The organism is Pseudomonas sp. Fl4BN1 (assembly GCF_009908285.1).
Taxonomy (GTDB): Bacteria; Pseudomonadota; Gammaproteobacteria; order Pseudomonadales; family Pseudomonadaceae; genus Aquipseudomonas.
Window position 1 is genome coordinate 91,364 of the sequence record NZ_JAAARM010000013.1, and the last position, 23,976, is coordinate 115,339.

23 protein-coding genes are annotated in these 23,976 nt (G+C 62.0%); 15 read left to right on the forward strand and 8 right to left on the reverse strand.

Going from position 1 to position 23,976, the window contains the following annotated elements:
* Nucleotides 1–93: 93 nt before the first annotated feature.
* The 5 genes from GV818_RS16455 to GV818_RS16475 all read left to right on the forward strand — a co-directional run bounded on the left by GV818_RS16455 (nucleotide 94) and on the right by GV818_RS16475 (nucleotide 4,064).
* Complete coding sequence (locus GV818_RS16455; protein WP_161757996.1) at nucleotides 94–810, forward strand: TetR/AcrR family transcriptional regulator; 717 nt, start codon at nucleotides 94–96, stop codon at nucleotides 808–810.
* 106 nt (nucleotides 811–916) lie between these two features.
* Entirely contained in the window at nucleotides 917–1,462 is a 546-nt protein-coding gene (locus GV818_RS16460) for a hypothetical protein (protein WP_161757995.1), read from the forward strand.
* A gap of 35 nt (nucleotides 1,463–1,497) precedes the next feature.
* Nucleotides 1,498–2,775, forward strand: a complete 1,278-nt coding sequence (locus tag GV818_RS16465) for a flavohemoglobin expression-modulating QEGLA motif protein (protein WP_161757994.1) — start codon at nucleotides 1,498–1,500, stop codon at nucleotides 2,773–2,775.
* 51 nt (nucleotides 2,776–2,826) lie between these two features.
* Entirely contained in the window at nucleotides 2,827–3,741 is a 915-nt protein-coding gene (locus GV818_RS16470) for an alpha/beta hydrolase (protein ID WP_161758074.1), read from the forward strand.
* Nucleotides 3,738–4,064, forward strand: coding sequence for a hypothetical protein (locus GV818_RS16475; protein WP_161757993.1), 327 nt, complete (start codon nucleotides 3,738–3,740; stop codon nucleotides 4,062–4,064). The genes GV818_RS16470 and GV818_RS16475 overlap by 4 nt, the downstream gene beginning before the upstream one ends.
* Nucleotides 4,065–4,210: 146 nt before the next feature.
* Here GV818_RS16475 and GV818_RS16480 read toward each other — a convergent pair whose 3' ends face one another.
* The 3 genes from GV818_RS16480 to GV818_RS16490 all read right to left on the reverse strand — a co-directional run bounded on the left by GV818_RS16480 (nucleotide 4,211) and on the right by GV818_RS16490 (nucleotide 6,096).
* Nucleotides 4,211–4,999 carry an OmpA family protein gene (locus GV818_RS16480; RefSeq protein ID WP_161757992.1) on the reverse strand — a complete coding sequence of 263 codons (789 nt, stop codon included), beginning with the start codon at nucleotides 4,997–4,999 and terminating at the stop codon, nucleotides 4,211–4,213.
* 50 nt (nucleotides 5,000–5,049) lie between these two features.
* Nucleotides 5,050–5,463, reverse strand: a complete 414-nt coding sequence (locus GV818_RS16485; protein WP_016967758.1) for a DUF4398 domain-containing protein — start codon at nucleotides 5,461–5,463, stop codon at nucleotides 5,050–5,052.
* Nucleotides 5,464–5,751: 288 nt separating this feature from the next.
* Nucleotides 5,752–6,096 (reverse strand): pilin assembly protein, encoded by a 345-nt coding sequence (locus GV818_RS16490; RefSeq protein WP_161757991.1) that lies wholly within the window; start codon nucleotides 6,094–6,096, stop codon nucleotides 5,752–5,754.
* A gap of 205 nt (nucleotides 6,097–6,301) precedes the next feature.
* Between GV818_RS16490 and ppc the strand changes: the two genes are divergently transcribed.
* The 7 genes from ppc (at nucleotide 6,302) to GV818_RS16525 (ending at nucleotide 13,556) form a co-directional block, all read left to right on the forward strand.
* Complete coding sequence (ppc, locus tag GV818_RS16495) at nucleotides 6,302–8,932, forward strand: phosphoenolpyruvate carboxylase (protein WP_161757990.1); 2,631 nt, start codon at nucleotides 6,302–6,304, stop codon at nucleotides 8,930–8,932.
* A 289-nt stretch (nucleotides 8,933–9,221) separates the two neighbouring features.
* Nucleotides 9,222–9,869 carry an adenylate kinase gene (gene adk, locus GV818_RS16500; RefSeq protein WP_161757989.1) on the forward strand — a complete coding sequence of 216 codons (648 nt, stop codon included), beginning with the start codon at nucleotides 9,222–9,224 and terminating at the stop codon, nucleotides 9,867–9,869.
* A gap of 90 nt (nucleotides 9,870–9,959) precedes the next feature.
* Nucleotides 9,960–10,634, forward strand: a complete 675-nt coding sequence (tsaB, locus tag GV818_RS16505; RefSeq protein ID WP_161757988.1) for a tRNA (adenosine(37)-N6)-threonylcarbamoyltransferase complex dimerization subunit type 1 TsaB — start codon at nucleotides 9,960–9,962, stop codon at nucleotides 10,632–10,634.
* Nucleotides 10,635–10,819: 185 nt separating this feature from the next.
* A complete protein-coding gene (locus tag GV818_RS16510) occupies nucleotides 10,820–11,122 on the forward strand; it encodes a hypothetical protein (protein WP_161757987.1) in 303 nt (100 codons plus the stop codon).
* Nucleotides 11,119–11,979 carry a DUF72 domain-containing protein gene (locus GV818_RS16515; protein WP_161777043.1) on the forward strand — a complete coding sequence of 287 codons (861 nt, stop codon included), beginning with the start codon at nucleotides 11,119–11,121 and terminating at the stop codon, nucleotides 11,977–11,979. The genes GV818_RS16510 and GV818_RS16515 overlap by 4 nt, the downstream gene beginning before the upstream one ends.
* 33 nt (nucleotides 11,980–12,012) lie before the next feature.
* Nucleotides 12,013–12,843, forward strand: a complete 831-nt coding sequence (locus GV818_RS16520) for an isocitrate lyase/PEP mutase family protein (protein WP_161777008.1) — start codon at nucleotides 12,013–12,015, stop codon at nucleotides 12,841–12,843.
* 14 nt (nucleotides 12,844–12,857) lie between these two features.
* Nucleotides 12,858–13,556: an extensin-like domain-containing protein gene (locus GV818_RS16525; RefSeq protein WP_161757985.1), complete on the forward strand. Its 699-nt coding sequence runs from the start codon at nucleotides 12,858–12,860 to the stop codon at nucleotides 13,554–13,556.
* A gap of 9 nt (nucleotides 13,557–13,565) precedes the next feature.
* Here GV818_RS16525 and GV818_RS16530 read toward each other — a convergent pair whose 3' ends face one another.
* Nucleotides 13,566–14,183, reverse strand: coding sequence for an energy transducer TonB (locus GV818_RS16530; protein ID WP_161777009.1), 618 nt, complete (start codon nucleotides 14,181–14,183; stop codon nucleotides 13,566–13,568).
* A gap of 93 nt (nucleotides 14,184–14,276) precedes the next feature.
* Here GV818_RS16530 and GV818_RS16535 point away from each other — a divergent pair, with 93 nt between their 5' ends.
* On the forward strand, nucleotides 14,277–15,059 hold the full coding sequence (locus GV818_RS16535) for a class I SAM-dependent methyltransferase (RefSeq protein ID WP_161757983.1): 783 nt from the start codon (nucleotides 14,277–14,279) through the stop codon (nucleotides 15,057–15,059).
* Between the two features lie 131 nt (nucleotides 15,060–15,190).
* Here the strand turns inward: GV818_RS16535 and GV818_RS16540 are convergent, their stop codons facing one another.
* Complete coding sequence (locus GV818_RS16540) at nucleotides 15,191–15,835, reverse strand: TetR/AcrR family transcriptional regulator (RefSeq protein ID WP_161757982.1); 645 nt, start codon at nucleotides 15,833–15,835, stop codon at nucleotides 15,191–15,193.
* Nucleotides 15,836–15,930: 95 nt separating this feature from the next.
* Here GV818_RS16540 and GV818_RS16545 point away from each other — a divergent pair, with 95 nt between their 5' ends.
* Together GV818_RS16545 and GV818_RS16550 are read left to right on the forward strand one after the other, a co-directional pair.
* Complete coding sequence (locus tag GV818_RS16545; RefSeq protein ID WP_161757981.1) at nucleotides 15,931–17,019, forward strand: efflux RND transporter periplasmic adaptor subunit; 1,089 nt, start codon at nucleotides 15,931–15,933, stop codon at nucleotides 17,017–17,019.
* A gap of 6 nt (nucleotides 17,020–17,025) precedes the next feature.
* Nucleotides 17,026–20,082 carry an efflux RND transporter permease subunit gene (locus tag GV818_RS16550; protein WP_161757980.1) on the forward strand — a complete coding sequence of 1,019 codons (3,057 nt, stop codon included), beginning with the start codon at nucleotides 17,026–17,028 and terminating at the stop codon, nucleotides 20,080–20,082.
* 45 nt (nucleotides 20,083–20,127) lie between these two features.
* On the opposite strand, the gene GV818_RS16555 is transcribed toward GV818_RS16550, so the two are convergent.
* The 3 genes from GV818_RS16555 to plsB are packed head-to-tail and all read right to left on the reverse strand — an operon-like array spanning nucleotide 20,128 to nucleotide 23,797.
* On the reverse strand, nucleotides 20,128–20,817 hold the full coding sequence (locus GV818_RS16555; protein WP_161777010.1) for a DUF4197 domain-containing protein: 690 nt from the start codon (nucleotides 20,815–20,817) through the stop codon (nucleotides 20,128–20,130).
* A 24-nt stretch (nucleotides 20,818–20,841) separates the two neighbouring features.
* Nucleotides 20,842–21,240: a YbaY family lipoprotein gene (locus GV818_RS16560; RefSeq protein WP_161777011.1), complete on the reverse strand. Its 399-nt coding sequence runs from the start codon at nucleotides 21,238–21,240 to the stop codon at nucleotides 20,842–20,844.
* Between the two features lie 52 nt (nucleotides 21,241–21,292).
* Nucleotides 21,293–23,797: a glycerol-3-phosphate 1-O-acyltransferase PlsB gene (gene plsB, locus GV818_RS16565; protein WP_161777012.1), complete on the reverse strand. Its 2,505-nt coding sequence runs from the start codon at nucleotides 23,795–23,797 to the stop codon at nucleotides 21,293–21,295.
* Nucleotides 23,798–23,976 lie beyond the last annotated feature (179 nt).

The window sequence follows — 23,976 nt, forward strand, 5'->3', positions numbered from 1 at the left end:
AAAAGCCGCCTTCAACAGGCGGCTTTTTATTGTCTGGCTGGAACTGACGTACCGCTTCTAATTCTGTGTGTTTTTCAAGAGGGAATACTTGTCGTGAACCGCGCAATGGCTCAAGAAGGTGCAGCTGGTATCGCCACGGCGGTGGCTGAAAGCGTTCAGTACCAGGGTCGCAAGGCCAGCCGACAGGGCAGTGAACAGCGTCGACAAGAGATTCTCGATGCTGCCATGCGCATTGTCGTGCGCGATGGCGTGCGGGCCGTGCGCCATCGCGCGGTGGCCGCTGAAGCCGGTGTGCCGTTGTCGGCCACCACCTATTACTTCAAGGATATCGATGACCTGCTCACCGATACCTTCGCCCAGTACGTCGAACGCAGTGCGGCGTTCATGGGCAAGCTGTGGGCCAGCAACGAAGGGCTGTTGCGCGAGATGGTGGCTTATGGCGACGGCAGTGCGGCCTCCCGCTCGCAACTGGCCGACGACATCGCGCGACTGACCGCCGACTATGTGCAGCGCCAGTTGCACAACCGTCGCGAGCACCTGATGGCCGAGCAAGCCTTCCGCCAGGAGGCGCTGCTCAATCCGCGCCTGGCGCAGTTGGTGCGTTCGCACCAGCAGATCCTGCTGCATGGCACCTGCCAGTTCTTCCAGGTCCTGGGCTCCCGGGAGCCGCAACAGGATGCCAAAGTGTTGACGTCGATAATCGGCCGGATGGAATATCAGGGCCTGCTCAACGGCACCGAACCGCTGGCGGAGGAAGAGATGCTCGGTATCCTCACCCGCTACATGCATCTGGTGCTGGCCTCGGTCTGATTTGGCCATCGCTGGTTGTGGCGGGCGTGGCCACGGCCTGGGCGTATCGGCCTGTCGCAGCCAGCGCCAGCGACTAAAGTGATTCTGGTGTTCATGGGAGAGTTGCATGCAAGCCTGGCGTGTCCTGATTGCCCTGTCGTTTCTCCTGCTCAGTGGTTGCTTGGTGTCCTTCAAGGATCCGCTGCCGGCCGAGCAGGCCGCACCTGCCGCATTGCTGGGCAAGTGGTCGAGCAAGAACGCCTGGGGTGAGCCGCTGAATATCGAGCTCAGCCGCATCGGCGACAACCGCTACCGGGCCTTGAGCTCCCCCAGCGCGACCGCGCGACCACGTGATGCCTATGATTTCACCGTGTCCCGGCATGGTAACCGCTGGTACCTGTCGGCCGCCGTGCCCCAGGCGTTTGGCGGGCACTACAGCATTGCCGGGTTCGAGCTGACCGAAAAACACGAGTTGGTGCTCTACACCCTCGACTTGGAACAGATTCGTCTGGCCCTGGGTCAAAAGGACCTGAGCGGTGAACCTATGACCACGGCCGAAGGCGATGGCGTGCTGATCAGCAGCCCGCTACCCGAGGTCTTTGCCTATCTCGACGACCCCGCCAATTCCGACCTGTTCGTCGAGGCGGCGCGCTTCAAGCGTGCGGGCAAGTGACCCCACGCTACAGAAACATTCAATAGGAGCTTCGGGTGGACGATTACCAGCAGACGATACGCACTTTGTCCGATCGCATAGTGCTGGCACAGACACCGATCCGCGTGCTGGATGCGGTGAAGTGGGACGAGAGTGTGCGCAAGGGGTTTCTCAAGGCCAAGGGCAAGGAAATGCCGGCGGTGGACCGCGCCTATTACGAAGGGCGGCCGTTGTCGTTTGATTCCGGTGCGGTGAAGCTGGAGTTCCAGAACATCGAGCGTGATATCACCCGCCAACTGGGCCAGTTCAACCCGGTGGGACAGATCATGCGCCGCATGTGCAAGGAATACCGCATGGTGGTGCGCATGCTCGAAGCCCGGGGCACCGGCGACTTCGGCCTGATCTCCCAGGAACTCTACGGCGCCGCTTCCGACGCCTTCCACGCCGGCGACCCGACCCTGGCGGACCTCGGGTTGATGATGTCCGACTACCTGAACAACATCGATGGCCGTGGCGATCTCAAGGACGAACCCAAGACCCTGAGCGCCAAGGACGCAGTGAGCCTGCTGCAGAGTCGCCTGAACAAAGTGTTCGGCGAGGCTGAGGAAACCATCCGCGTGTTCGAGTCCGACGGCATCGTCGCCGACGCGGCGGCGGGCGCTGACTACATCAAGATCCGCAGCGACGCGATGTTCAATGATCGCGATGTGCGGGCCCTGGAAGTCCATGAAGGCTTGGTGCACGTGGGCACCACCCTGAACGGCCTCAACCAGCCAATCTGCACCTTCCTGGCCAAGGGTCCACCCTCGTCCACGGTGACCCAGGAAGGCCTGGCGATCCTCATGGAAATCATCACCTTCGCGTCCTATCCCAGTCGCCTGCGCAAGCTCACCAACCGTACCCGGGCGATTCACATGGTGGAGGAGGGCGCGGATTTCCTGCAGGTGTTCGAGTTCTTCCGCGAGCAGGGTTTCGAGATGGCCGAGAGCTACGGCAACGCCAGCCGGGTGTTCCGCGGATCGGTGCCCACCGGGCTGCCCTTTACCAAAGACTTGTCCTACCTCAAGGGCTTCATCATGGTTTACAACTATATTCAGCTGGCTGTGCGCAAGGGCAAGCTGGAGCAGATCCCCTTGCTGTTCTGTGGCAAGACCACCCTGGAAGACATGCGTACCTTGCGCCAACTGGTGGATGAAGGCCTGGTGGTCGCGCCCAAGTACCTGCCTGACCAGTTCCGCGACATGAATGCCCTGTCGGCCTGGATGTGTTTCTCCAACTTCCTCAATCACCTGAGTCTGGACCGGATCGAGGCGGACTACTCCAACATCCTTTGACATTTTCCGGGGGCGCACATGGATGTATTCACAGACAGAGAACAGTGGCTGATGCGTTTCTTCGCGGTGCTGGCACTGTTGCTGTCTCTGAACGGCTGCAGCTCGCTGTTGTTCTATCCCGAGCCCGGGCTGCCGTTCACCCCGGAGCGGGCCAAGCTTGAGTACCGCGACGTCACCCTGACCACCGCCGACGGCCTCAAGTTGCGCGGCTGGTGGCTGCCGGCCAAGCCGGGAGTGACGGTCAAGGGCACAGTGCTGCACTTGCATGGCAACGGCGGCAACCTGGCCTGGCACCTGGGGGGCAGTTGGTGGTTGCCGGAACAGGGCTATCAGGTGCTGTTGCTGGACTATCGCGGTTATGGCTTGTCGGAAGGCTCACCGAGCCTGCCGGCGATCTATCAGGACATCGACGCCGCCTTCAAATGGCTGGACCAGGCTCCCGAAGTTCAAGGCAAGCCGCTGATCGTGCTCGGGCAAAGCCTGGGCGGTGCCCTGGCCATTCACTATCTGGTGGAGCATCCCGAGCGCCAGCGCCAGCTCAAGGCCATTGTTCTCGACGGTGTGCCGGCCAGCTACCGCGATGTCGGGCGTTTCGCCCTGAGTACTTCCTGGCTGACCTGGCCGTTTCAGGTGCCCTTGTCGTGGCTGGTGCCGGACGCCGACAGCGCGATCCACTTCATGCCGCGCCTGACCGGGGTGCCGAAATTGCTCTACCACAGCCTCGACGATCCGATCGTGCCTCTTTCCAATGGCATCCGTCTGTATCAAGCTGCGCCCCCGCCCAGGGTCCTGCAGCTGACTCGCGGCGGCCATGTACAAACCTTTGCCGATCCGACCTGGCGCCGCGTGATGCTGCGCTACCTCGACGATCCGCAGCATTTCGACGGGTTGCGCCGCCTGGGGGAAATCCCCAATTATCCGGCGACGCCGAATTCAGCAGTTGAACTTCCAGAGAGTCCGCAATGAGTGAAGAACGTAACGCCATTCCAATGATCATCACCGGGATCTGCAGCATCATCGGTACCGTGGCTTGCCTGTGGTACTACGGTTATCTGCATTTCGCCAAACCGGAAGATGCCTTGCTGCTCAGCGACTTCACCATGCTCAAGACCGTGCCTGGCGAGGACTACAAGGTCTCCCTGGAGCCGGCCACCGAAGTGGCCCAGTGCTTCGATGGCGTGCTGGTGCTGTTCGACACCCAGCAGAAAGGCCTGACCGGGGTGCTGGTCAACAAGAAGAAGCAGGCGGTGCGCTGCATGGGCCAGGAAACCCCACAGCTGGAGCAGTGATCGGCTTGTGTTTTTTTGCTGACTCACCAGTGCCTATAGCCGTCTTGTAGGCACTGGTGGGTCAACGAAGACGATAAAAAACGCCGCAGGCCTGAAGAGGGCCGCGGCGTTTTATTTTGCCTGCCTATATAAGGCCGGGCGCCGGATCAGTTGCGGCTGACAGCAGAACGTGGCGCCACAGGCTGGTTGTCGTTGGAGATGGTCACTTCCACGCGGCGGTTCATGGCTCGACCGGAAACGCTGCCGTTATCGGCCACCGGATATTCCTTGCCGTAACCCTGGCTGACAATGCGCGCTGGATCGACGCCCATACGGATCAGGGCCATTTGCACGGAGCCTGCACGGCGCTCGGACAGCGACTGGTTGTAGGCATCGCTGCCGGTGCTGTCGGTGTAGCCTTCGACAATCACCTTGCGGTCCGGATTCTGCTGGAGGAATTGCGCCAGCTTGTTGATGTTCACCAGGCCGTTGGATTTCAGGTCGGACTTGTTGGTGGCGAACAGCACGTCGCCAAAGGTCACCTGGGTGCCACGATCGGTCTGCTTGGCGTTGAGGCTGTCCTGCAGTTGCTTGATCTGGGCGTCACGGGCATCGAGGATGGCGCGAGCGCGCTGGTCGCCGGCGTCCTTGAGCTTGGCTTCGGCGGTGCGCAGGGCGATGGTTTCCTTGGCCACTTCAACCCGTTGGTTGGTCAGGTAGGCCAGTTGGTCGACCTTCTTCTCGTCGTCCTTGTTCAGGTAGGCCTTGTCGGCCTTGTCCATCCAGTCGGCGGCGTCCTTGGTCTCCAGGGCCGCGACCTTGCTGGCCTGCGGGTTGGCTTGCAGGCCCGAGAAGTTGGTCCGGGCGTTTTCCAGGTTGGCGTTGGGCGGGGTGGAGCAGGCCGCCAGGGCTACGCTCATGGCCAACAGGGCTGGGATCATCAATTGTTTGCGCATAATGGTTCGTCCTTTCAATCAATTACGAGTACGTGGGAATTGGCGGCGGCTTACTGCACGCTACGCATACCTTCCTGACGCAGTTCCTGAACGCCTTTCTGCGAATCTTTGAGTGCTTGCTCGGCCTTGGCAGCCTGGGCCTTGCGCTCGGCAACTCGGGCATCCCACTCGGCTTGTTCAGCCAGGCGGCGGGCTTCGTCGTACTTTTTGTCGTGCATGGCAATCTCGGCTTGCTTGAGTTTGTCCTGCGCCGACTTCATTTCTACCGCGGCGAATTCGGTACCGCCGGCGCTCACTGCGCTGTTGACCGCAGATTGCGTGACCGCGTACTGCTCGGAGGGCGGGTTCCCGGCGCAACCGGCCAGTACCATGCTGCTACCGAGGGCCAGCGCGGCCAGCTTCAGTCCGCGCAGAGAGGTGAACGAGGATTTGGCAGTGCTGATCTTCATGGTCTTCAACTCCATTGGGTAACTCCTGGAAAACATCAAAATCCATCCCGGTTCTGGTGCCCTGGCGTTTCAGTGACGACAAGCGCTGATGGCAAAATTTGAAACGGCCGTTCCAGTGATGGTTAATCGGTGTGACCCGAGGCTTTTTTGAATAGTTCAGAGAAAGATGGCGATTGGCCGGAAAAACTTCCGACCACTTGGAGAGGGCTCTAAACCGGGAACTTTTGCCATGCGCAGAGGTATTCCCGGCCCTGTTCAGGGCCGGGGAGCATGAGGTTCAACGGGGGCGAAGGGGGCGTTGGCTCAGTGTTTCGGCTTGTCCGACTGGCTCGAAATCAGGTGCAGACGTTGGCGTGACAAGGCGAGGAAACGCGGGGTTGCACCGACATCTTCGTACAGCGGGTGGCCTTCCTCGTCGGTGGCCACCACCTGTTGACCCTGGACGTAGGGAAAGCTCGCTTCCAGCTCTTCCAGGGCCGCACCGATCAGCTCGCCAAGGAGCTCTTCGGTCTGGCGTTTGGGGTACATTTCGGTCAGCGCGGCCAGGCGCGCGGCGGCTTCCAGGTCCAGGTGAATCCGGTAGCCGGTCTTGGTCAGGCGACCTGTGGCGTTTTCTTCCCAGTGTTGTGCGAGTTCACGGATTTTCATGATGACCTCAATGAACACCTGCTCGTAGCAGATTGGCTTGAGTTGACCGACCGGGGCCGGTGCGCGGCCCTTGTGTGGCCTAGTCTTGAGACTAGCCCCAACGCTGAAGGTTTGATGCCGGTGTGCCGCGTGCTTGCTAAGGGGCGCGGCAAACCGGCACTCTTGAGCCTTCCGTGCCGCCCTGAGTCTGCTGGAGAACACCTCGATGACCGATATTGATGCGCGCTTGCGCGAAGACGTTCACCTCTTGGGTGAGCTGTTGGGCAATACCATCCGTAATCAGTATGGCGAGGGGTTCCTCGACAAGATCGAGCAGATTCGCAAAGGTGCCAAGGCCGATCGCCGGGGCTCGCCGGGGGCCGAGTTGAGTGCCAGCCTCGACCAGTTGAGCGAAGACGAATTGTTGCCGGTGGCCAGGGCCTTCAACCAGTTCCTCAACCTGGCGAATATCGCCGAGCAGTATCAACTGATCCACCGTCGCGACGAGTCGCAGCCAGCACCGTTCGAAGCTCGGGTGTTGCCCGAACTGCTCAGTCGCCTGCGTGCTGAAGGGCACTCCGCCGATGCCCTGGCTCGTCAGTTGGGACGCCTGGAAATCGAGCTGGTACTGACTGCTCACCCCACCGAAGTGGCACGCCGCACGCTGATCCAGAAATACGATGCGATCGCCGCGCAGTTGGCGGCCCAGGATCATCGCGACCTGACCAGTGCCGAGCGCGGGCAGATCCAGGAGCGCCTGCAGCGCCTGATCGCCGAGGCCTGGCACACCGAGGAGATCCGCCGCACTCGCCCGACGCCCGTGGATGAAGCCAAATGGGGGTTTGCGGTGATCGAGCATTCGCTCTGGCAGGCGATCCCCAATTATCTGCGCAAGGCCGACAAGGCATTGTTCGACGCCACCGGGTTGCACTTGCCGCTGGAGGCGGCGCCGATCCGCTTTGCTTCGTGGATGGGCGGCGACCGTGACGGCAACCCCAATGTCACCGCTGCCGTGACCCGTGAGGTATTGCTGTTGGCGCGCTGGATGGCGGCGGACCTGTACCTGCGTGACGTCGATCAGCTGGCCGCCGAACTGTCCATGCAACAAGCCAGCACTGCGCTGTTGGCCAAGGTCGGGGACAGCGCTGAGCCGTATCGGGCGCTGCTCAAGCAATTGCGCGAGCGTCTGCGGGCTACCCGTAGCTGGGCGCATGCGGCGCTCAGCGCACCGGTGCCAGCGGGCGCCGAAGTGTTGCAGAGCAACCGTGACCTGCTGGAACCGCTGCAACTGTGCTACCAGTCACTGCATGAATGCGGCATGGGCGTGATCGCCGATGGTCCGTTACTCGATTGCCTGCGGCGAGCGGTGACGTTCGGCCTGTTCCTGGTGCGCCTCGATGTCCGCCAGGATTCCAGTCGGCACACCTCGGCCATGACCGAAATCACCGATTACCTGGGCCTGGGGCGCTACGAAGACTGGAACGAAGAGGATCGCATCACCTTCCTGATGCGTGAGCTGGGCAGCCGGCGGCCATTGCTGCCGGGTTATTTCAAACCGTCGGCGGACACCGCGGAAGTGCTCGCCACCTGTCGCGAGATCGCTGCAGCACCGGCAGCGTCCTTGGGCTCCTACGTGATCTCCATGGCCGGCGCGGCCTCCGATGTACTGACGGTGCAGTTGCTGCTCAAGGAATCCGGGGTACTGCGACCGATGCGCGTGGTACCGCTGTTTGAAACCCTGGCGGACCTGGATAACGCCGGTCCGGTGATGGAAAAGCTGCTGCATATGCCGGGTTATCGCTCGCGTCTGCAGGGGCCTCAGGAAGTGATGATCGGCTACTCCGACTCGGCCAAGGATGCCGGCACCACGGCAGCGGCCTGGGCCCAGTATCGGGCGCAGGAGCGGCTGGTGGATATCTGCCGCGAGCAACAGGTGGAACTGCTGTTGTTCCACGGGCGCGGTGGCACCGTGGGCCGCGGTGGCGGTCCGGCCCACGCGGCGATCCTGTCGCAGCCACCGGGTTCGGTGGCGGGACGTTTCCGTACCACCGAGCAGGGAGAAATGATCCGTTTCAAATTTGGTCTGCCGGACATTGCCGAGCAGAACCTCAACTTGTATCTGGCGGCAGTGCTGGAAGCCACCTTGTTGCCACCCCCCCCACCGCAGCCCGCCTGGCGTCACCTGATGGACGAGTTGGCCAGTGATGGGGTGCAGGCCTACCGTGCAGTGGTGCGGGACAATCCGCAGTTCGTCGAGTACTTCCGCCAGTCCACCCCGGAACAGGAGCTGGGGCGCCTGCCGTTGGGCAGTCGACCGGCCAAGCGCCGCGCCGGGGGCATTGAAAGCCTGCGGGCGATCCCGTGGATTTTTGGCTGGACCCAGACTCGCCTGATGTTGCCGGCGTGGTTGGGTTGGGAGGCGGCCCTGAGCAAGGCCCTGGCCCGTGGCGAAGGCCAGTTACTGGCGCAGATGCGTGAGCAATGGCCGTTCTTCCGGACCCGTATCGACATGCTGGAGATGGTTCTGGCCAAGGCCGATGCGGACATCGCCCGCTCCTATGACGAGCGTCTGGTGGAGGAGGAACTGCTGCCGTTGGGTGGGCATTTACGCGACCTATTGTCGCAGGCTTGCGCGGTGGTCCTGGGTCTCACAGGGCAGTCGCAGTTGCTGGCCCACAGCCCCGATACCCTGGAGTTCATTCGCCTGCGCAACACCTACCTCGATCCGCTGCATCTGTTGCAGGCCGAGTTGCTGGCGCGCTCGCGCAAACAGCAGGCGCCGCAAGGAAGCCCCGTGGAACAGGCGTTGCTGGTCTCTGTGGCAGGTATTGCTGCCGGCCTGCGTAATACTGGCTGAGGTTGCAGAGGGCGTGCGGGGTGCTTTCACCCAGCCCGGGTCGGGGTAATCCCAAGGTGTCGTTCAGATTCCTCTGGCGACACTTTGTTATGGGGTTGCGACTTGTAAAACCGTGTCGATGGGGCACAAAAGGGCCGGGTTCCTCCGACTTTCGACTGCTTGTGTGCGCTGTGTCGGCTGTGTATCTTGATCAGCCTTTGGCCGTTTGGGCGGCCACACCCCTATTTTTGAGATTGGCCCCACGAGGCGAATCCGAGCGTTTCTAAATAAAAAATTGAGGAGCACATCGATGCGCGTAATTCTGCTGGGAGCTCCCGGAGCCGGTAAAGGTACTCAGGCGAAGTTCATCACCGAAAAGTTCGGCATTCCACAGATCTCCACCGGTGACATGCTGCGTGCTGCGGTCAAGGCCGGCACCGAGTTGGGCCTCAAGGCCAAGAGTGTGATGGACAGTGGTGGCTTGGTGTCCGACGACCTGATCATCAATCTGGTCAAGGAACGCATCAGCCAAGCTGACTGCGCCAATGGCTTCCTGTTCGACGGCTTCCCGCGCACCATTCCTCAGGCTGAAGCACTGGTCAAGGCCGGTGTTGAACTGGACAGCGTTGTAGAAATCGCCGTCGACGATGAAGAGATCGTCCAGCGTATTGCCGGCCGCCGTGTGCATGAAGCCTCGGGCCGGACTTACCACACCGTCTACAACCCGCCGAAGGTTGCCGGCAAGGACGACATCACCGGCGAAGACCTGGTGCAGCGCAAGGACGACACCGAGGAAACCGTGCGTCATCGCCTGTCGGTCTACCATTCCCAGACCAAGCCGCTGGTGGAGTTCTACCAGCAGTTGGCCGCCGCCCAGGGCAAGCCGAAGTACAGCCATATCCCTGGCGTGGGTTCGGTGGAAGTGATCACCGCCAAGGTGCTCGAAGCCTTGAGCTGAGTTGCCTGATCGTTTGATCGTTCAACGGCCCGCTTGCGGGCCGTTGCTGTTTATAATGCGTCACTTTTTTCAATGCCTATGGAACCCCCGATGAGCACCTTGTTGGCCCTGGACACCGCGACTGAAGCTTGCTCCGTTGCTTTGCTGCATGACGGCAAGGTCACGAGCCATTACGAGGTGATCCCGCGGCTGCATGCGCAGAAGCTGTTGCCGATGATTCAGGCGTTGCTGGCTAACGCCGGCACCACCCTGCAGGCCGTGGATGCCATTGCCTTTGGGCGTGGCCCGGGCGCGTTTACTGGCGTGCGGATCGCCATCGGCGTGGTACAGGGGCTGGCCTTTGCCCTGGAGCGTCCGGTGCTGCCGGTGTCCAACCTGGCGGTGCTGGCCCAGCGCGCCTTGCGCGAGCATGGCGCGACCCAGGTCGCGTCGGCCATCGACGCCCGCATGGATGAAGTCTATTGGGGCTGTTACCAGGAAACTGCCGGCGAAATGCGCCTGCTCGGCAGCGAAGCGGTACTGCCGCCGGAAAGCGCGGCCTTGCCCGAAGGCGCCAGTGGCGACTGGTTTGGCGCGGGCACCGGCTGGGGCTACAGTGAGCGTATTGCGGTCAACCTCAGTGGCCAGGACGCTGGCATGTTGCCCCACGCCGAAGACCTGCTGACCTTGGCGCGGTTTGCCTGGGAGCGGGGGGAAGCGATAGTCGCCGATGAGGCGCAGCCGGTCTATCTGCGGGACAAGGTCGCTACGCCCAAGGCCCGCTGAGGGATCGCAAGCAGTCAGCGGTTGTTCAGTAAACTCCTGCTACAGCCGCCAATCGTCTGCTTTTCAGGCTTGATCCTGCCCGGTTTTAAACCTTTTGGCTTTTCTGTGTTCTAGTTATCACTCGGGCATTTGCTAAGTCTAAGCGGTGCCGCTAAATTGCCATCATCGACCCCGGGCTTTTCAGTATGCGCATAGACGGCATCTCCTCTCAGTCCTACCCCATCAAGCGCAAGCCTCGCAAAGGCCGGGTGCAGGTAGACGAGTCCCTGGACGATGCCGATGCCATTGATGTCCAGCCCGAACCCTCGAGCCAAAACCGTTCTCAGGCTTCTGCCCCACGCACCGGTAATCTTCCCGCCCGCCCGCAGGACATGATCTTCCAGCGCGCGATGAAGAGGAGCGTGGCCAACGCCCTGGCGAGTTACCTGACCACCTCCGGTTTTGTCGATTGGGATATGGAAGTGGTGGGTCTCGACCTGTACATCTGATGCTGCCTTATTTTCTCGGTTGTCCTTCCTGGAGCGAAAACGCCTGGCGTGAGTACCTGTACCCGGAAGATGCGCGGCCTAACGACTTTCTCGGCCTGTATTCCCAGGTGTTCAACGCCGTCGAAGGCAACACTACCTTCTACGCCCGGCCCGCACCTGCCACGGTGCAGCGTTGGGCACAGATCATGCCCGAGCACTTTCGTTTCACGGCCAAGTTCCCTGGCGACATCAGTCACGGTGGCGACTTGCGGGAGCAGTTGAGCGCCGCTGAAACCTTTGTCCAGTTGCTCAGCCCCCTGGGTGAGCGGGTGTCACCCTTGTGGCTGCAACTGCCGGCCAGTTTTTCCCCTGCGCGCCTGGCGGAACTGGCGGGGTTCATCGATGGCCTGGAGCGGCCCTTGGCGGTGGAAGTCCGGCATCCGGAGTTCTTTGCCAAGGGGGATGCCGAACGCATGCTCAATCGGCTGTTGCGCGGTCGTGGTGTCGAACGTATCTGCTTGGACCCGCGAGCCTTGTTCAGTTGTATCTCGACGAATCCTGCAGTGCTGCACGCGCAGTCAAAGAAGCCCAAGGTGCCGCCACGTCCAGCCGCTTTCACCCAGTTTCCCCAGGTGCGTTTCATTGGTCACCCGGAGCTTGAGGCCAATGATCCGTTTCTCGTTCCCTGGCTCGACAAGGTCGCCGGCTGGATCGAAGAGGGGCGCACGCCCTACGTCTTTTTGCACACCTCGGACAACCGTCTGGCGGCTGAACTGGCTCGGCGCTTTCATGCCCAACTGATGCAACGTTTGCCTGGCTTGCCCGCGTTGCCTGAGTTATACAGAGAGCCCGCCGCGGAGCAGCTCGGCTTGCTCTGAAGCGCTTTCTTGGCCTTCTCCAGGAGCAAGCAAATGGACGCGCAGACCCTTCGAGCCAACACCTTCAAGGCCTTGCATGAACGTGCCGGGGCCTTTGTCATTCCCAACCCTTGGGATGCCGGCTCCGCGAAGATGCTGGCCAGCCTTGGCTTCGAAGCCCTGGCCACCACCAGTGGCGGATACGCGTTCTCCCTGGGGCGTCCGGATGCCGAGGGCGCGCTCAGCCTGGAAGACACTCTGCACAACGTGCGCGGGATAGTCGGCGCCAGCAGCCTGCCGGTGGCGGCGGACCTGGAAAACGGTTTTGCCGACAACCCCGAGGACTGTGCCCGGGCCTTGTTGTTGGCGGCAGCCAGCGGTGTGGTGGGCGGCTCGATCGAGGATGCCAGTGGACGCGCCGCTGAGCCGATCTATGAATTCAATCTGGCCGTGGAGCGCATCGAGGCCTGCGTCGCGGCGGTGCGCAGCCTGCCGTTCCCCTTTACCCTGACGGCCCGAGCGGAGAATCTGCTGCACGGTCGTGACGATCTGCCGGACACTATCCGCCGCTTGCAGGCCTTTGCCGAGGCCGGTGCCAATGTGCTTTATGCCCCCGCTCTGCGCAACGCCGAGGAGATTCTGCAGGTGGTGCGGGCGGTGGCGCCCAAGCCGGTGAATGTGCTGATGTCCGGCGGCCTCAATCTGAGCGTGGCGCAATTGGCGGAACTGGGGGTCAAGCGCATCAGTGTCGGTTCGGCCCTGGCCCGTGCCGCCTACGGTGCGTTCTATCGGGCCGCGGAGGATATCCGGGAGCGTGGCCGCTTTGATTTTGCCGATCGCGCGATGCCGTTCGGGCAGATCAACCAATTGTTCAAATTGTCATAAAAAACGGAGTTTCTGTGCGGCGGGTAAAAATTTTCGGCGCTTTGCTGTTGCTGGGTGCCCTGTTGTTGATCGGCGTGCGCCTGGGCTGGTTGCCGCTGGCGGATGCCTGGAACCCCTGGGCGCCACTGGATGTGCGGGCGCAGCCGAATCTGTTGACGCGCTTCAAGCTGGCGCGGCTGCGGGACGATCCGCAGTTGTGCGATGAAGTGCTCGGACGCTCCGGTTTGCGCACCAGCCGTCAGCCTGACAGTCGTGGCGATGTGGCGTGTCCGTTGAGCAATACCTTGCGCGTGCAAGGTGGGGAGGTGGCCTTGAGCAGCAGCTTCCTCGCCAGTTGCCCGCTGGCGGTGGCTTTTGCCATGTATCAGCGCCATGGCCTGCAGCCGGCGGCGCAGGCGGTGTATGGGCAGTCAGTGGTGCGTGTCGATCATCTGGGCAGTTTCGCCTGCCGCAATATGTACAGCCGCGAGAATGGCTCTCTCAGTCAGCACGCCAGCGCCAATGCACTGGACATCGCCGGCTTTCGCCTGGCGGACGGGCGCAGCATCAGTGTGCTCAGGGATTGGCCGAAGGACAGCAATGAGGGACGTTTTCTAAGGTTGGCCCGGGATGGCGCCTGCGATGCGTTCAATGTGGTGCTGGGGCCGGATTACAACGTGGCCCATCGCAATCACTTCCATCTGGATATGGGGCCCTGGTGGGTGTGTCGCTGAGGGGCGGGCTCAGGCGGCGATGCGCAGGTTCTGCAAAATCAGCGGGCGCGCCCAGCCGATGTCGTAGTCCATCTGCTTTTGCTGCTCGATGAGTTCTTCGGGCGGGAACGGCTTGGCCGGTTTGTCCAGCAGGTCCAGCTCGAACTCGGCGATCGGCAGGTGCAGTGGACGAGGCTCCGGGGCAGGACCTGGATCAGGCAGCGGTTGACCGGCGTTGAGCACGATCGGCCGAACCCAGCCACTCTCGAAGTTCTGCTGGCGTTGCTGGGCAATGATCTCTTCCGGCGCAAAGGGCGGAGCCGGTTTGTCCAGCAGATCCATCTCGAATTCGGCAATTGGCAGGAACAGTGGATCGGGCGGACGGATCTCGGTGTCCTGCACATCGCAATGGCGCTGATTGACGATCTGTGTCAGCAGGTCGGTGCCGCCGACCGGTTCTACTGGGCCGTCGATGGCCACTGCAGGCAATGCTTCAGCGTTCGCACCCGCGCCCCGTTGCTCGGCCAATGCCTGGGCAAAGAAGTCCTGCCACAGATGGCTGACGCCGCTCAGTGCCTGGGAATTGCGTAGGCCATAGTCGCCGTGGGGCGAGATATAACCTATCGATGTGCGTTGAATGTCTGACATTGCTCTCGGTCGACGCTGAGCTCTGGCAAAATGGCCGATAGTTCTGTTATCGGCAGTTTTTGCCGATCATTAATTTTTTGAGTGTGTTTTCAGATGAATGAGCAACCCGCGGCCTGCCGCATCAAAGTCGAGGCCTTGGGCGCTGGATTCGAATCCGAGGCTCAACAATGGGCCGAGCGCCTGGGGCTGCCATTGCAGGTCGACGACGCCGAGTTCGCCCTGCAGGTGGGTGAGCAGGGCCTGCAGCTGCAACAACTGGGTCCGGACGCGCCGGGACCGGTGCGGGTGGATTTTGTTGAGGGCGGTGCGGCCCACCGACGGCTGTATGGCGGCGGTAGCGGGCAGATGATCGCCAAGGCGGTGGGGGTTGCCCAAGGTGTGCGGCCGCGGGTGCTGGATGCTACGGCGGGGTTGGGCAAGGACGGCTTCGTGCTGGCGACCCTGGGTTGTGAGATGAGCCTGATCGAGCGTCAGCCGCTGATTGGCGCGCTGCTGGAAGACGGATTGGCCCGTGGTGCGCGGGATGCCGAGGTGGGCCCGATTGTCGCGCGCATGCACTTGCTCAAGGGCAACTCCATCGAACTGATGCGCAATTGGGAAGGTGAACCGCCCCAGGTGATCTACCTTGACCCGATGTTTCCTCATCGGGAGAAAAGCGCCCTGGTGAAAAAGGAAATGCGTCTGTTCCGGCCGTTGGTGGGGGACGACAACGATGCTCCGGCATTGTTGGCGGCGGCCTTGGCCCTGGCCAGCCACCGGGTGGTCGTCAAGCGCCCGCGCAAGGCGCCCTGCATCGAGGGGCCGAAACCCAGTCATGGATTGGAGGGTAAATCCAGTCGCTATGACATCTACCCGAAGAAGGCGCTCAAGGCTTGATGACCGCTGCGTAGAGCGGGCCGTCTCACAGGTCTCTTCACTGTAGGGGCCGGCTTGATGGCGAAGGTCGTCTCAAGGGCGCTTCGTTGGCAATCCAGCCCTGCATAAGCTGTTCCTGCGCAACGCTCGCTTCAATCCGGCTCCGGACGGTAGGCGCGCATGAACAGCTCCACCACTTCCTGTACATGTTCTTCCGCAGCCGCGCCCGCCAGCGGTTCGCCATAGCCGTAGAGCAGGCGAAAGTTCGCCCCGCCCTTGAGCATGCAGAAGAAATGCTCGGCGGCATTGCGCGGTTTGTCGATGTGCAGGGTGCCCAACTGATTGATCCTGCCCAGCAGCCGCTCCATGCCTTGCAGCACGCGCTCGGGACCAGCCTCGATGAAGATCTGCGAGAGCTTGGGATCCTGGCTGCCCAGCGCCATGATCAGGCGATGCAGGTTTACCGACTCGTTGCTGTTGATCAGTTGGTGAAAGCCCCGGGCGATGTTCAACAAGACGCTTGCCACCGGCGTCTCGGGTGTCAGCTCGTAGATCAGCGTGGGCAGTTGTTCTTCGCACTTGGCCACCACGGCAGCGGTGAACAGGGTTTCCTTGTCATTGAAGTGGCTATACACCGTGAGCTTTGAAACGCCGGCTTCGGCGGCGACCGCATCCATGCTGGTACTGGCATAGCCGTTGCTCAGAAACAGGTTTTTCGCTGCTTCGAGAATGGCCTGGCGTTTGGCCAGATCCTTGGGCCGGCCTGGCCCAACGTTTGCGGAATTATTGTCGGACATTTTTTTCGCTGTTAATACTGGACTGGTGAGTTTGCTATTAATAACATGCCCACCAGTATAATTATTCCAAGCACCATTAGCGAAAGGTCGCCGCCATGTTCCGCTATGCCTTGCCAGTCAGCCTGGCTTTTTTTCTGTCTGCGTGTGGGCACGAAGAGCCCGTCCAAATCGGTGTCCGGCCGGCGATGGTGGTTCAGCCAGAGCCTTCGGCGCGGGCTTCAGACAGTTATCCGGGTGAGGTACGGGCCCGTTACGAACCGGACCTGGCGTTCCGTATCGGCGGCAAGGTCAGTCGACGGCTGGTAGAGGAGGGGGAGCGAGTCAAGGCTAACCAACCCCTGGCCGAACTCGACCCGCAGGACGTGCGCCTGCAGCTTGAGGCCTCCCGGGCCCAGGTCACCGCTGCCAGTGCCAACCTCAATCTGGTGCGTGCCGAGCGCGATCGCTACAAGACGCTGTTGGACCGGCAGATGGTCAGCCACTCGCAGTACGACAATGCCGAGAACCTCTATCGCTCCGGCGAAGCCCGCCTTAAGCAGATCAAGGCTGAGTTCGATGTGGCCAACAATCAGGCCGGCTACGCGGTGCTGCGTGCGCCACAGGATGGCGTGGTGGCCAAGCGCGCGGTGGAAGTGGGGCAGGTGGTGGCGGCCGGGCAGACAGTGTTCACCCTGGCCACCGATGGTGAGCGCGAAGTGTTGATCAGCATCCCCGAGCAGAATTTCGGCCATTTCAAGATTGGCCAGCCAGTCTCGGTGGAACTCTGGACCCAGCCGGGCCAGCGCTTCGACGGGCGTATTCGCGAGCTCTCTCCTGCTGCCGATCCGAAGTCCCGGACCTTTGCCGCACGCATTGCCTTCAGTGCCGGCAAGATCCCCGCCGAACTGGGCCAGAGCGCCCGGGTGTTCATCCAGAGCGGTGATGCGGTGCCGCTGTCGGTGCCTTTGTCGGCGCTGTCTGCCGAAGGGGGGGCGACCTATGTCTGGCGGGTGGATGCCAACAACACCTTGCACAAGACGCCCGTGCGCGTCGGGGCGTTCGGCGAAAAGACCGTGCCGGTGCTGGAAGGCCTGAATGCCAACGACTGGGTAGTGGCTGCGGGGGTGCATGTGCTCCATGAGGGCCTGCAGGTACGCCCGGTGGATCGCTCCAATCGTGTGGTCAATCTGGCGGCCAAGGAGTAATCCCCGATGGGTTTCAACCTTTCCGCCTGGGCGTTGCGCAATCGCCAGATCGTCCTGTTCATGATGCTGTTGCTGGCCATTGTCGGGGCGTTGTCCTACACAAAGCTGGGACAAAGCGAGGACCCGCCTTTCACCTTCAAGGCCATGGTTATCCGTACTAACTGGCCAGGGGCCACGGCCGAGGAAGTCTCGCGCCAGGTCACTGAGCGCATTGAAAAGAAACTCATGGAAACCGGCGAGTACGATCGCATTGTTTCCTTCTCCCGCCCCGGGGAGTCCCAGGTCACCTTCATTGCCCGGGACTCGATGCATTCCAATGAAGTCCCCGAGCTCTGGTATCAGGTTCGCAAGAAGATCAGCGACATTCGCCAGACCTTGCCGCCGGGCATCCAGGGGCCCTTCTTCAACGATGAGTTCGGCACCACCTTCGGCAATATCTATGCGCTGACGGGGAAGGGTTTCGACTACGCGGTGCTCAAGGATTACGCCGACCGGATCCAGATCCAGCTGCAACGGGTCAAGGACGTAGGCAAGGTCGACCTGTTGGGCCTGCAGGATGAAAAGATCTGGATCGAGCTGTCCAACGTCAAGCTGGCTACCCTGGGGCTGCCCCTGGCGGCGGTACAGCAGGCTCTGGAAGAACAGAATGCGGTGTCCACCGCGGGGTTCTTCGAGACGCCCAGCGAGCGGGTGCAACTGCGTGTGTCCGGTAACTTCCAGAGCGTGGAGCAGATTCGCAACTTCCCGATCCGGGTTGCCGGACGCACCTTCCGCATCGGTGATGTAGCGGATGTACGACGTGGCTTCAACGATCCACCAGCGCCGCGCATGCGCTTCATGGGCGAGGACGCCATCGGCCTGGCGGTAGCGATGAAGGAGGGCGGCGACATCCTGGTGCTGGGCAAGGCTCTAGAGGGCGAGTTCGCTCGTCTGCAGCAAAGCCTGCCGACAGGGATGGAGCTGCGCAAGGTGTCCGACCAGCCGGCGGCGGTGAAGACTGGAGTCGGCGAGTTCGTCCGGGTGCTGGCCGAGGCCTTGATCATTGTGTTGCTGGTGAGTTTCTTCTCCCTGGGCGTGCGCACCGGCATGGTGGTGGCGCTGGCGATTCCGCTGGTGCTGGCGATGACCTTTGCCACCATGTATTACCTGGGGATCGGCCTGCACAAGATCTCCCTTGGTGCCTTGGTGCTGGCCCTCGGGCTGTTGGTGGATGACGCGATCATTGCGGTGGAGATGATGGCGATCAAGATGGAACAGGGCTTCGACCGGATCAAGGCGGCGAGCTTTGCCTGGACCAGCACCGCCTTCCCCATGCTCACCGGCACTCTGATCACCGCGGCGGGTTTCCTGCCGATCGCCACCGCGCAGTCCGGTACCGGCGAATACACCCGCTCGATCTTCCAGGTGGTGACCATTGCCCTGGTGGCCTCGTGGATCGCCGCCGTGGTGTTCGTACCTTACCTGGGGGAGAAACTGCTGCCTGACCTGGCGAAGATTCACGCCGCCAAGCACGGCGCCGAGTCCAACCCCCACGGCACGCCGTTCTATCAGCGCGTGCGCCGGGTGGTGGGCTGGTGCGTGGAGCGGCGCAAGACCGTTATCGTGTTGACCATCCTGCTGTTTGTCGGCTCGGTAATGCTGTTCCGTTTTGTGCCGCAGCAATTCTTCCCGGCCTCCGGACGACTGGAACTGATGGTCGACCTGAAACTGGCGGAAGGTGCTTCCCTGAGCAACACCGCCGATGAGGTCAAGCGCCTGGAGGCGATGCTCAAGGATCACCCGGGCATCGATAGTTACGTGGCCTATGTGGGCATTGGCTCGCCGCGTTTCTACCTGCCGCTGGACCAGCAATTGCCGGCCAACAGCTTTGCCCAGTTCGTGGTGCTGGCCAAGAGCATCGAGGAGCGCGAGAGCCTGCGCAGCTGGTTGATCGAGACCCTCAACGAACAGTTCCCGGCCTTGCGTTCGCGGGTCACACGGCTGGAGAACGGCCCGCCAGTGGGTTACCCGGTGCAGTTCCGGGTCACCGGCGAGCACATCGAGGAAGTCCGCGCCCTGGCGCGCAAGGTGGCGGCCAAGGTGCGGGAGAACCCTCATGTGGTCAACGTGCACCTGGACTGGGAGGAACCGAGCAAGGTGGTCTACCTGAACATCGATCAGGACCGGGCCCGTGCGCTGGGTGTCAGTACCGCCAATCTGTCGAAGTTCCTGCAGAGTTCGCTGATCGGTTCCACCGTCAGCCAGTACCGTGAAGACAATGAACTGATCGAGATCCTGCTTCGTGGCACCCGTGAAGAGCGTACCGAACTGTCGTTGCTGCCGAGTCTGGCGGTGCCGACCGAAAACGGTCAAAGCGTGTCGCTGTCCCAGGTCGCGACCCTGGAATACGGCTTCGAAGAAGGCGTGATCTGGCACCGCAACCGCTTGCCCAACGTCACAGTGCGTGCCGACATCTACGGTAAGGAACAACCCGCGACCCTGGTGCAGCAGATCCTGCCGACCCTGGAAACCATTCGTGCCGAACTGCCGGACGGCTACCTGCTGGACGTAGGCGGCACCGTCGAGGACTCGACCCGCGGCCAGAACTCGGTGAAGGCCGGCGTGCCGCTGTTCATCGTGGTGGTGCTGACCTTGCTGATGATCCAGCTGCGCAGCTTCTCGCGTACGGCCATGGTGTTCCTCACGGCCCCCCTGGGGTTGATTGGCGTCACCTTGTTCCTCCTGGTGTTCCGCCAACCGTTCGGGTTCGTGGCGATGCTCGGGACTATTGCCCTGTCCGGGATGATCATGCGCAACTCGGTGATCCTGGTGGATCAGATCGAACAGGACATCAAGGCGGGTTTGAAACCCTGGGATGCAATCATTGAAGCCACGGTACGGCGTTTCCGGCCCATCGTGCTGACAGCCCTGGCGGCGGTGCTGGCGATGATTCCGCTGTCGCGCAGTGTGTTCTTCGGACCGATGGCGGTGGCCATCATGGGCGGGCTGATTGTCGCTACGGCTTTGACCTTGCTGTTCTTGCCGGCGTTGTATGCGGCATGGTTCAAGGTCAAGAGGGACTGAGAAGGGGCGGGAGCCGCCTGGGCGGCTCCCGCAACAGCGCGGGTCTTACAGAGTACCGAAGACTTTCTTGGCCAGGCTGGTGGCCGCAGCTGCCGGGTTCTGGCGAATGGTTTCTTCCTGCTTGCCGATCATCTCGAACAGGCCATTGAGCGCCTGCTCGGTCACGTAACTCTCGATATTGGCGCTCTTGGCATCCAGTACACCCAGGGTCGCGGCCTGGCCGGCGAAGGAGTTGTACTGCTTGGCCAGGCCCACCTGGTCAGTGGCCTGCTTGACGATAGGCAGGAATTTGGCGCGGATCTGCTCGCGGCTGCTCTTGTCCAGGTACTGGGTGGCGGAATCCTTGCCGCCGGCGAGAATGCCCTTGGCGTCAGCCACGGTCATTTTCTTCACCGCATCCACCAGCAGCGCCTGAGCTTGCGGTACCGCAGCCTCGGCGGCCTTGTTCATGCTGGCTTCCAGTTGATCGACCTGATCGCCCATGCCGAACTGCTTCATCTTCTTCGCGACTTTGCCGAGGTTGCCCGGCAGCTCGATGCGCACATCGGGGTTGTTGCTGAAACCACCGGGAGTCCCCAGTTGTTTGACGGCGATCTGCGCGCCCTGGGTCAGGGCATCCTTGAGGCCGCCGCTGGCGTCCCCCTGGGACAGATCGCTCAAGGACAAGGCCAGGGCACTGGCGGAGATCATCAGGCCAGCGCACAGGCTGGTGAAACGGAGCGAAGTACGGAGCATGGCGGCTTCCTTGGGCAATGAAATTTAACGGGCAGAGTCAACACGGAGTTTCAACGGCTGCGGATCGCTGCCGTCGAGATTGACCCCATTGTGCTCGGTGGTGATGAACATCAACTGGCCATTCACTTCAATCCGTGCACTGACCGAATAGCGGTGGCCGGGTTTGACCTGGGCCGGGTCGTAGCTGAGGTGGAAGGGCAGCGGCACCTGGCCTTTGACCGGCCCGCTCTGTTCGGCCAGGACCACCGCCGGTGCATCAGCCAGGGACACGTCCTGCAGGCTCACGCTCAAGGTGGCGGCAGGAGGCAAGGCGATGCGTTGCAGGTAGAAGACTTCGCCGTCGAGGCTAGCCTTGGCTGCAGGCTGCATGGATTGGCAGGCCCCCAGCAGCGCGGTGGCGGCTAGCAGGGTGAGTTTCTTCATCAATGGATCTCCGTATCGAGGGCGCCGGGGGGTGTCCGGCGCCGATAAGAATCTAGTTGGTTTGCGTCGGTGCCGCGAGCTGCTCGGCGGCATCTTCGCTGCGGTGCAGGGCAACCTGGCGGATCGACAGGCGAATCTCCGCCGGCAGCACGCGTTTGGCCGCGCCTTCGGCCAGCTCCCCCAGTGCTTGGTGGTAGCTCAACTTGCCGGCTTCATCGCGGCGCAGTACGCCCTGGTCCAGCAGGGTCTGGATGAAGTGCCGGAACAGGCTCTTGTCGAAGAACTCCGGGGCGTTCAGGCCATGCAGGATCGACAGGCGCTGGGCCATGACGGTGCACAGGTCCTCCAGCTCTTCGGCACTGATACTGTTCTGGCCGCTATTGAGCAGCAGGGAAATGGCCATGTAGAAGCGTTGCAGGGTCTGGGCGATGCTCTTGGACAGCAGGGTCAGCAGGACAAAATGCCGCGAGCTCGGCGCCGGACGCAGGTACAGCTCTTTTTCGAAGCGCAGCAGGCCTTGCTCGACGAAAGCCTCCAGCCACTGATCCACCACCGCGTCCAGCTCTTCCTGGGACCAACGGATGAACAGCTCCGCCTGCAGGTAGGGATACAGCGCGCGGGTGTAGCGCAGGATCTGTTCGCGGCTCATGCGCGACGAGCTCTGGAAGAAGCTCGCCAGCAGCGCCGGCAGGGCGAAGATGTGCAGCACGTTGTTGCGGTAGTAGGTCATCAGAACAGCGTTCTGCTCGTCCAGGTAGAGGATCTTGCCCAGCGCGTCGCTTTGCTCGGACAGTAGATCCATATCCTTCACATGCTGGATCAGCCCCTGGCCATCGCCTTCCGGCAAGGTGGTGTGAGGCGAGTAGGGCACGCGGCGCAGCAGCGCCAGGTACAGGTCGAGGACCCGGGCCATGGCGCGATCGTCCAGGGCCAGGCGGCTGGTGGAGAGCAGGGCCAGGGCCACCAGATTCACCGGGTTGATCGCTGCGGCCTCATTGAGGTGCTGGGCCACCCGCTTGCCCAGGCGGTTGGTGGTTTCGTTGAGCCAGGATGGACGGTACTGCGGGCCCAGGTCCTGGGCGCGCCAGTCCGGTTGTTCCTGGTCGAGGAATTGCGCCAGCTTGATCGGCTCGCCGAAGTTCACCGCCACCTGGCCGAAGCGCTGCTTGAGGGCGCCGATGACCTTGAAGATGTCGAAGATCGATTCTTTCTTCTTGCTCGCGCCACGCAGCTCGCCCAGGTAGGTACGGCCTTCCAGCACCCGCTCGTAACCGATGTACACCGGCACGAAGACGATGGGCATGCGCGAATTGCGCAGGAAGCTGCGCAGGGTGATGGCCAGCATCCCGGTCTTGGGCTGCAGCATGCGCCCGGTACGCGAGCGTCCGCCTTCGACGAAGTACTCCACCGGGAACCCCTTGGTGAACAGGGTATGCAGGTACTCGTTGAACACCGAGGTGTAGAGCGGGTTGCCCTTGAAGGTACGGCGCATGAAAAACGCCCCGCCGCGGCGCAGCAGGCCGCCGATCACCGGCATGTTGAGGTTGATCCCGGCGGCGATGTGCGGCGGAGTCAGGCCGTTGCGAAACAACAGGTAGGACAGCAGCAGGTAGTCGATGTGGCTGCGGTGGCAGGGCACGTAGATCACTTCATGGCCCGGGGCGATCTTCTGTACGCCTTCCAGGTGGTTGACCTTGATCCCATCGTAGATCTTGTTCCAGAACCAGCTCAGCACCACTTCCAGGAAACGGATCGCGGTGTAGGTGTAGTCCGAGGCGATCTCGTTGCCGTAGCGCAGGGCCTGGGCCTTGGCTTTTTCCGGGGAGATCTTCTCGCGCTCGGACTCCTCGAGGATCGCCTGTTTCACCAGGGGTTGGTTGAGCAGGCCCTTGACCAGGTTGCGCCGGTGGGAAATGTCCGGGCCGATGACCGCGGCCTTGAGGTTGCGAAAGTGCACCCGCAGGATGCGCTGGGCCATGCGCACGGTGCGCTCGTGGCCCTTGTTGTGTTCGATCAGCTCCCGCAGGTTGATCGGTGCCGAGAACTGCACCCGGGTCTTGCGCCCCAGGATCATGATACTGAGCAGGCGGCGCAGGCGTCCGGTGACCGCCCAGCTATCGGCAAACAACAGTTTCCAGGGACTCGATTCGCTTTGCGGGGACTGGCCCCAGAACACGCTGACCGGAATGATCTGCGCGTCTTCGGCGGCGTTCTGGCTCAGGGCGCTGACTAGCCGAGTCAGGGTCGGCGGCGCGCCGCGCTTGTCCTGGCGGCCAAGCCAGTCGGGCTCCGGGGTCAGGTAGAAGAACGCCGCAGGCTCCAGCAGGTTACCCACCGACACCGGCAGTACCGGGCGCGGCAGGCCGGCCTTGGAGCATTCGGTATCCACCACCGCGAGGTCGGTCAGGGAAGGGTTTTGCAGGACGTAGAACACCGGCCGGCTGCGATCGAGGTCGAGGGTGAAGGACGACTGGTTGATGGTTTCCGAGCGCACCCACAGGTACAGCAGGCGGCGCAAGGTGCCAAACACAAGACGGCGGATCGGGGAGCGGGTCATACGGCTTCTGCGTGAGTGAGTAGAAAACCGAGCAACTGCTCGGGAGCGGTAGTGTGCCGGATTCGTCGAAAATCGGCAAAAAAGCGCCGAAACAAGATTGAGTTGAGAGTTTTTGCGCCTGTCATATACTCGGTCGGCTCTCCAGCAGTCGTATCGCCTTCACTCATAGAGAGGCACGC

Coding starts and splice junctions, on each gene's coding strand:
- GV818_RS16460 (WP_161757995.1), top strand. CDS start 917: ATGCAAGCCTGGCGTGTCCTGATTGCCCTGTCGTTTCTCCTGCTCAGT.
- GV818_RS16470 (WP_161758074.1), top strand. CDS start 2,827: ATGCGTTTCTTCGCGGTGCTGGCACTGTTGCTGTCTCTGAACGGCTGC.
- GV818_RS16475 (WP_161757993.1), top strand. CDS start 3,738: ATGAGTGAAGAACGTAACGCCATTCCAATGATCATCACCGGGATCTGC.
- GV818_RS16480 (WP_161757992.1), bottom strand. CDS start 4,999: ATGCGCAAACAATTGATGATCCCAGCCCTGTTGGCCATGAGCGTAGCC.
- GV818_RS16485 (WP_016967758.1), bottom strand. CDS start 5,463: ATGGAGTTGAAGACCATGAAGATCAGCACTGCCAAATCCTCGTTCACC.
- GV818_RS16490 (WP_161757991.1), bottom strand. CDS start 6,096: ATGAAAATCCGTGAACTCGCACAACACTGGGAAGAAAACGCCACAGGT.
- ppc (WP_161757990.1), top strand. CDS start 6,302: ATGACCGATATTGATGCGCGCTTGCGCGAAGACGTTCACCTCTTGGGT.
- adk (WP_161757989.1), top strand. CDS start 9,222: ATGCGCGTAATTCTGCTGGGAGCTCCCGGAGCCGGTAAAGGTACTCAG.
- tsaB (WP_161757988.1), top strand. CDS start 9,960: ATGAGCACCTTGTTGGCCCTGGACACCGCGACTGAAGCTTGCTCCGTT.
- GV818_RS16510 (WP_161757987.1), top strand. CDS start 10,820: ATGCGCATAGACGGCATCTCCTCTCAGTCCTACCCCATCAAGCGCAAG.
- GV818_RS16520 (WP_161777008.1), top strand. CDS start 12,013: ATGGACGCGCAGACCCTTCGAGCCAACACCTTCAAGGCCTTGCATGAA.
- GV818_RS16530 (WP_161777009.1), bottom strand. CDS start 14,183: ATGTCAGACATTCAACGCACATCGATAGGTTATATCTCGCCCCACGGC.
- GV818_RS16535 (WP_161757983.1), top strand. CDS start 14,277: ATGAATGAGCAACCCGCGGCCTGCCGCATCAAAGTCGAGGCCTTGGGC.
- GV818_RS16540 (WP_161757982.1), bottom strand. CDS start 15,835: ATGTCCGACAATAATTCCGCAAACGTTGGGCCAGGCCGGCCCAAGGAT.
- GV818_RS16545 (WP_161757981.1), top strand. CDS start 15,931: ATGTTCCGCTATGCCTTGCCAGTCAGCCTGGCTTTTTTTCTGTCTGCG.
- GV818_RS16550 (WP_161757980.1), top strand. CDS start 17,026: ATGGGTTTCAACCTTTCCGCCTGGGCGTTGCGCAATCGCCAGATCGTC.
- GV818_RS16555 (WP_161777010.1), bottom strand. CDS start 20,817: ATGCTCCGTACTTCGCTCCGTTTCACCAGCCTGTGCGCTGGCCTGATG.
- GV818_RS16560 (WP_161777011.1), bottom strand. CDS start 21,240: ATGAAGAAACTCACCCTGCTAGCCGCCACCGCGCTGCTGGGGGCCTGC.
- plsB (WP_161777012.1), bottom strand. CDS start 23,797: ATGACCCGCTCCCCGATCCGCCGTCTTGTGTTTGGCACCTTGCGCCGC.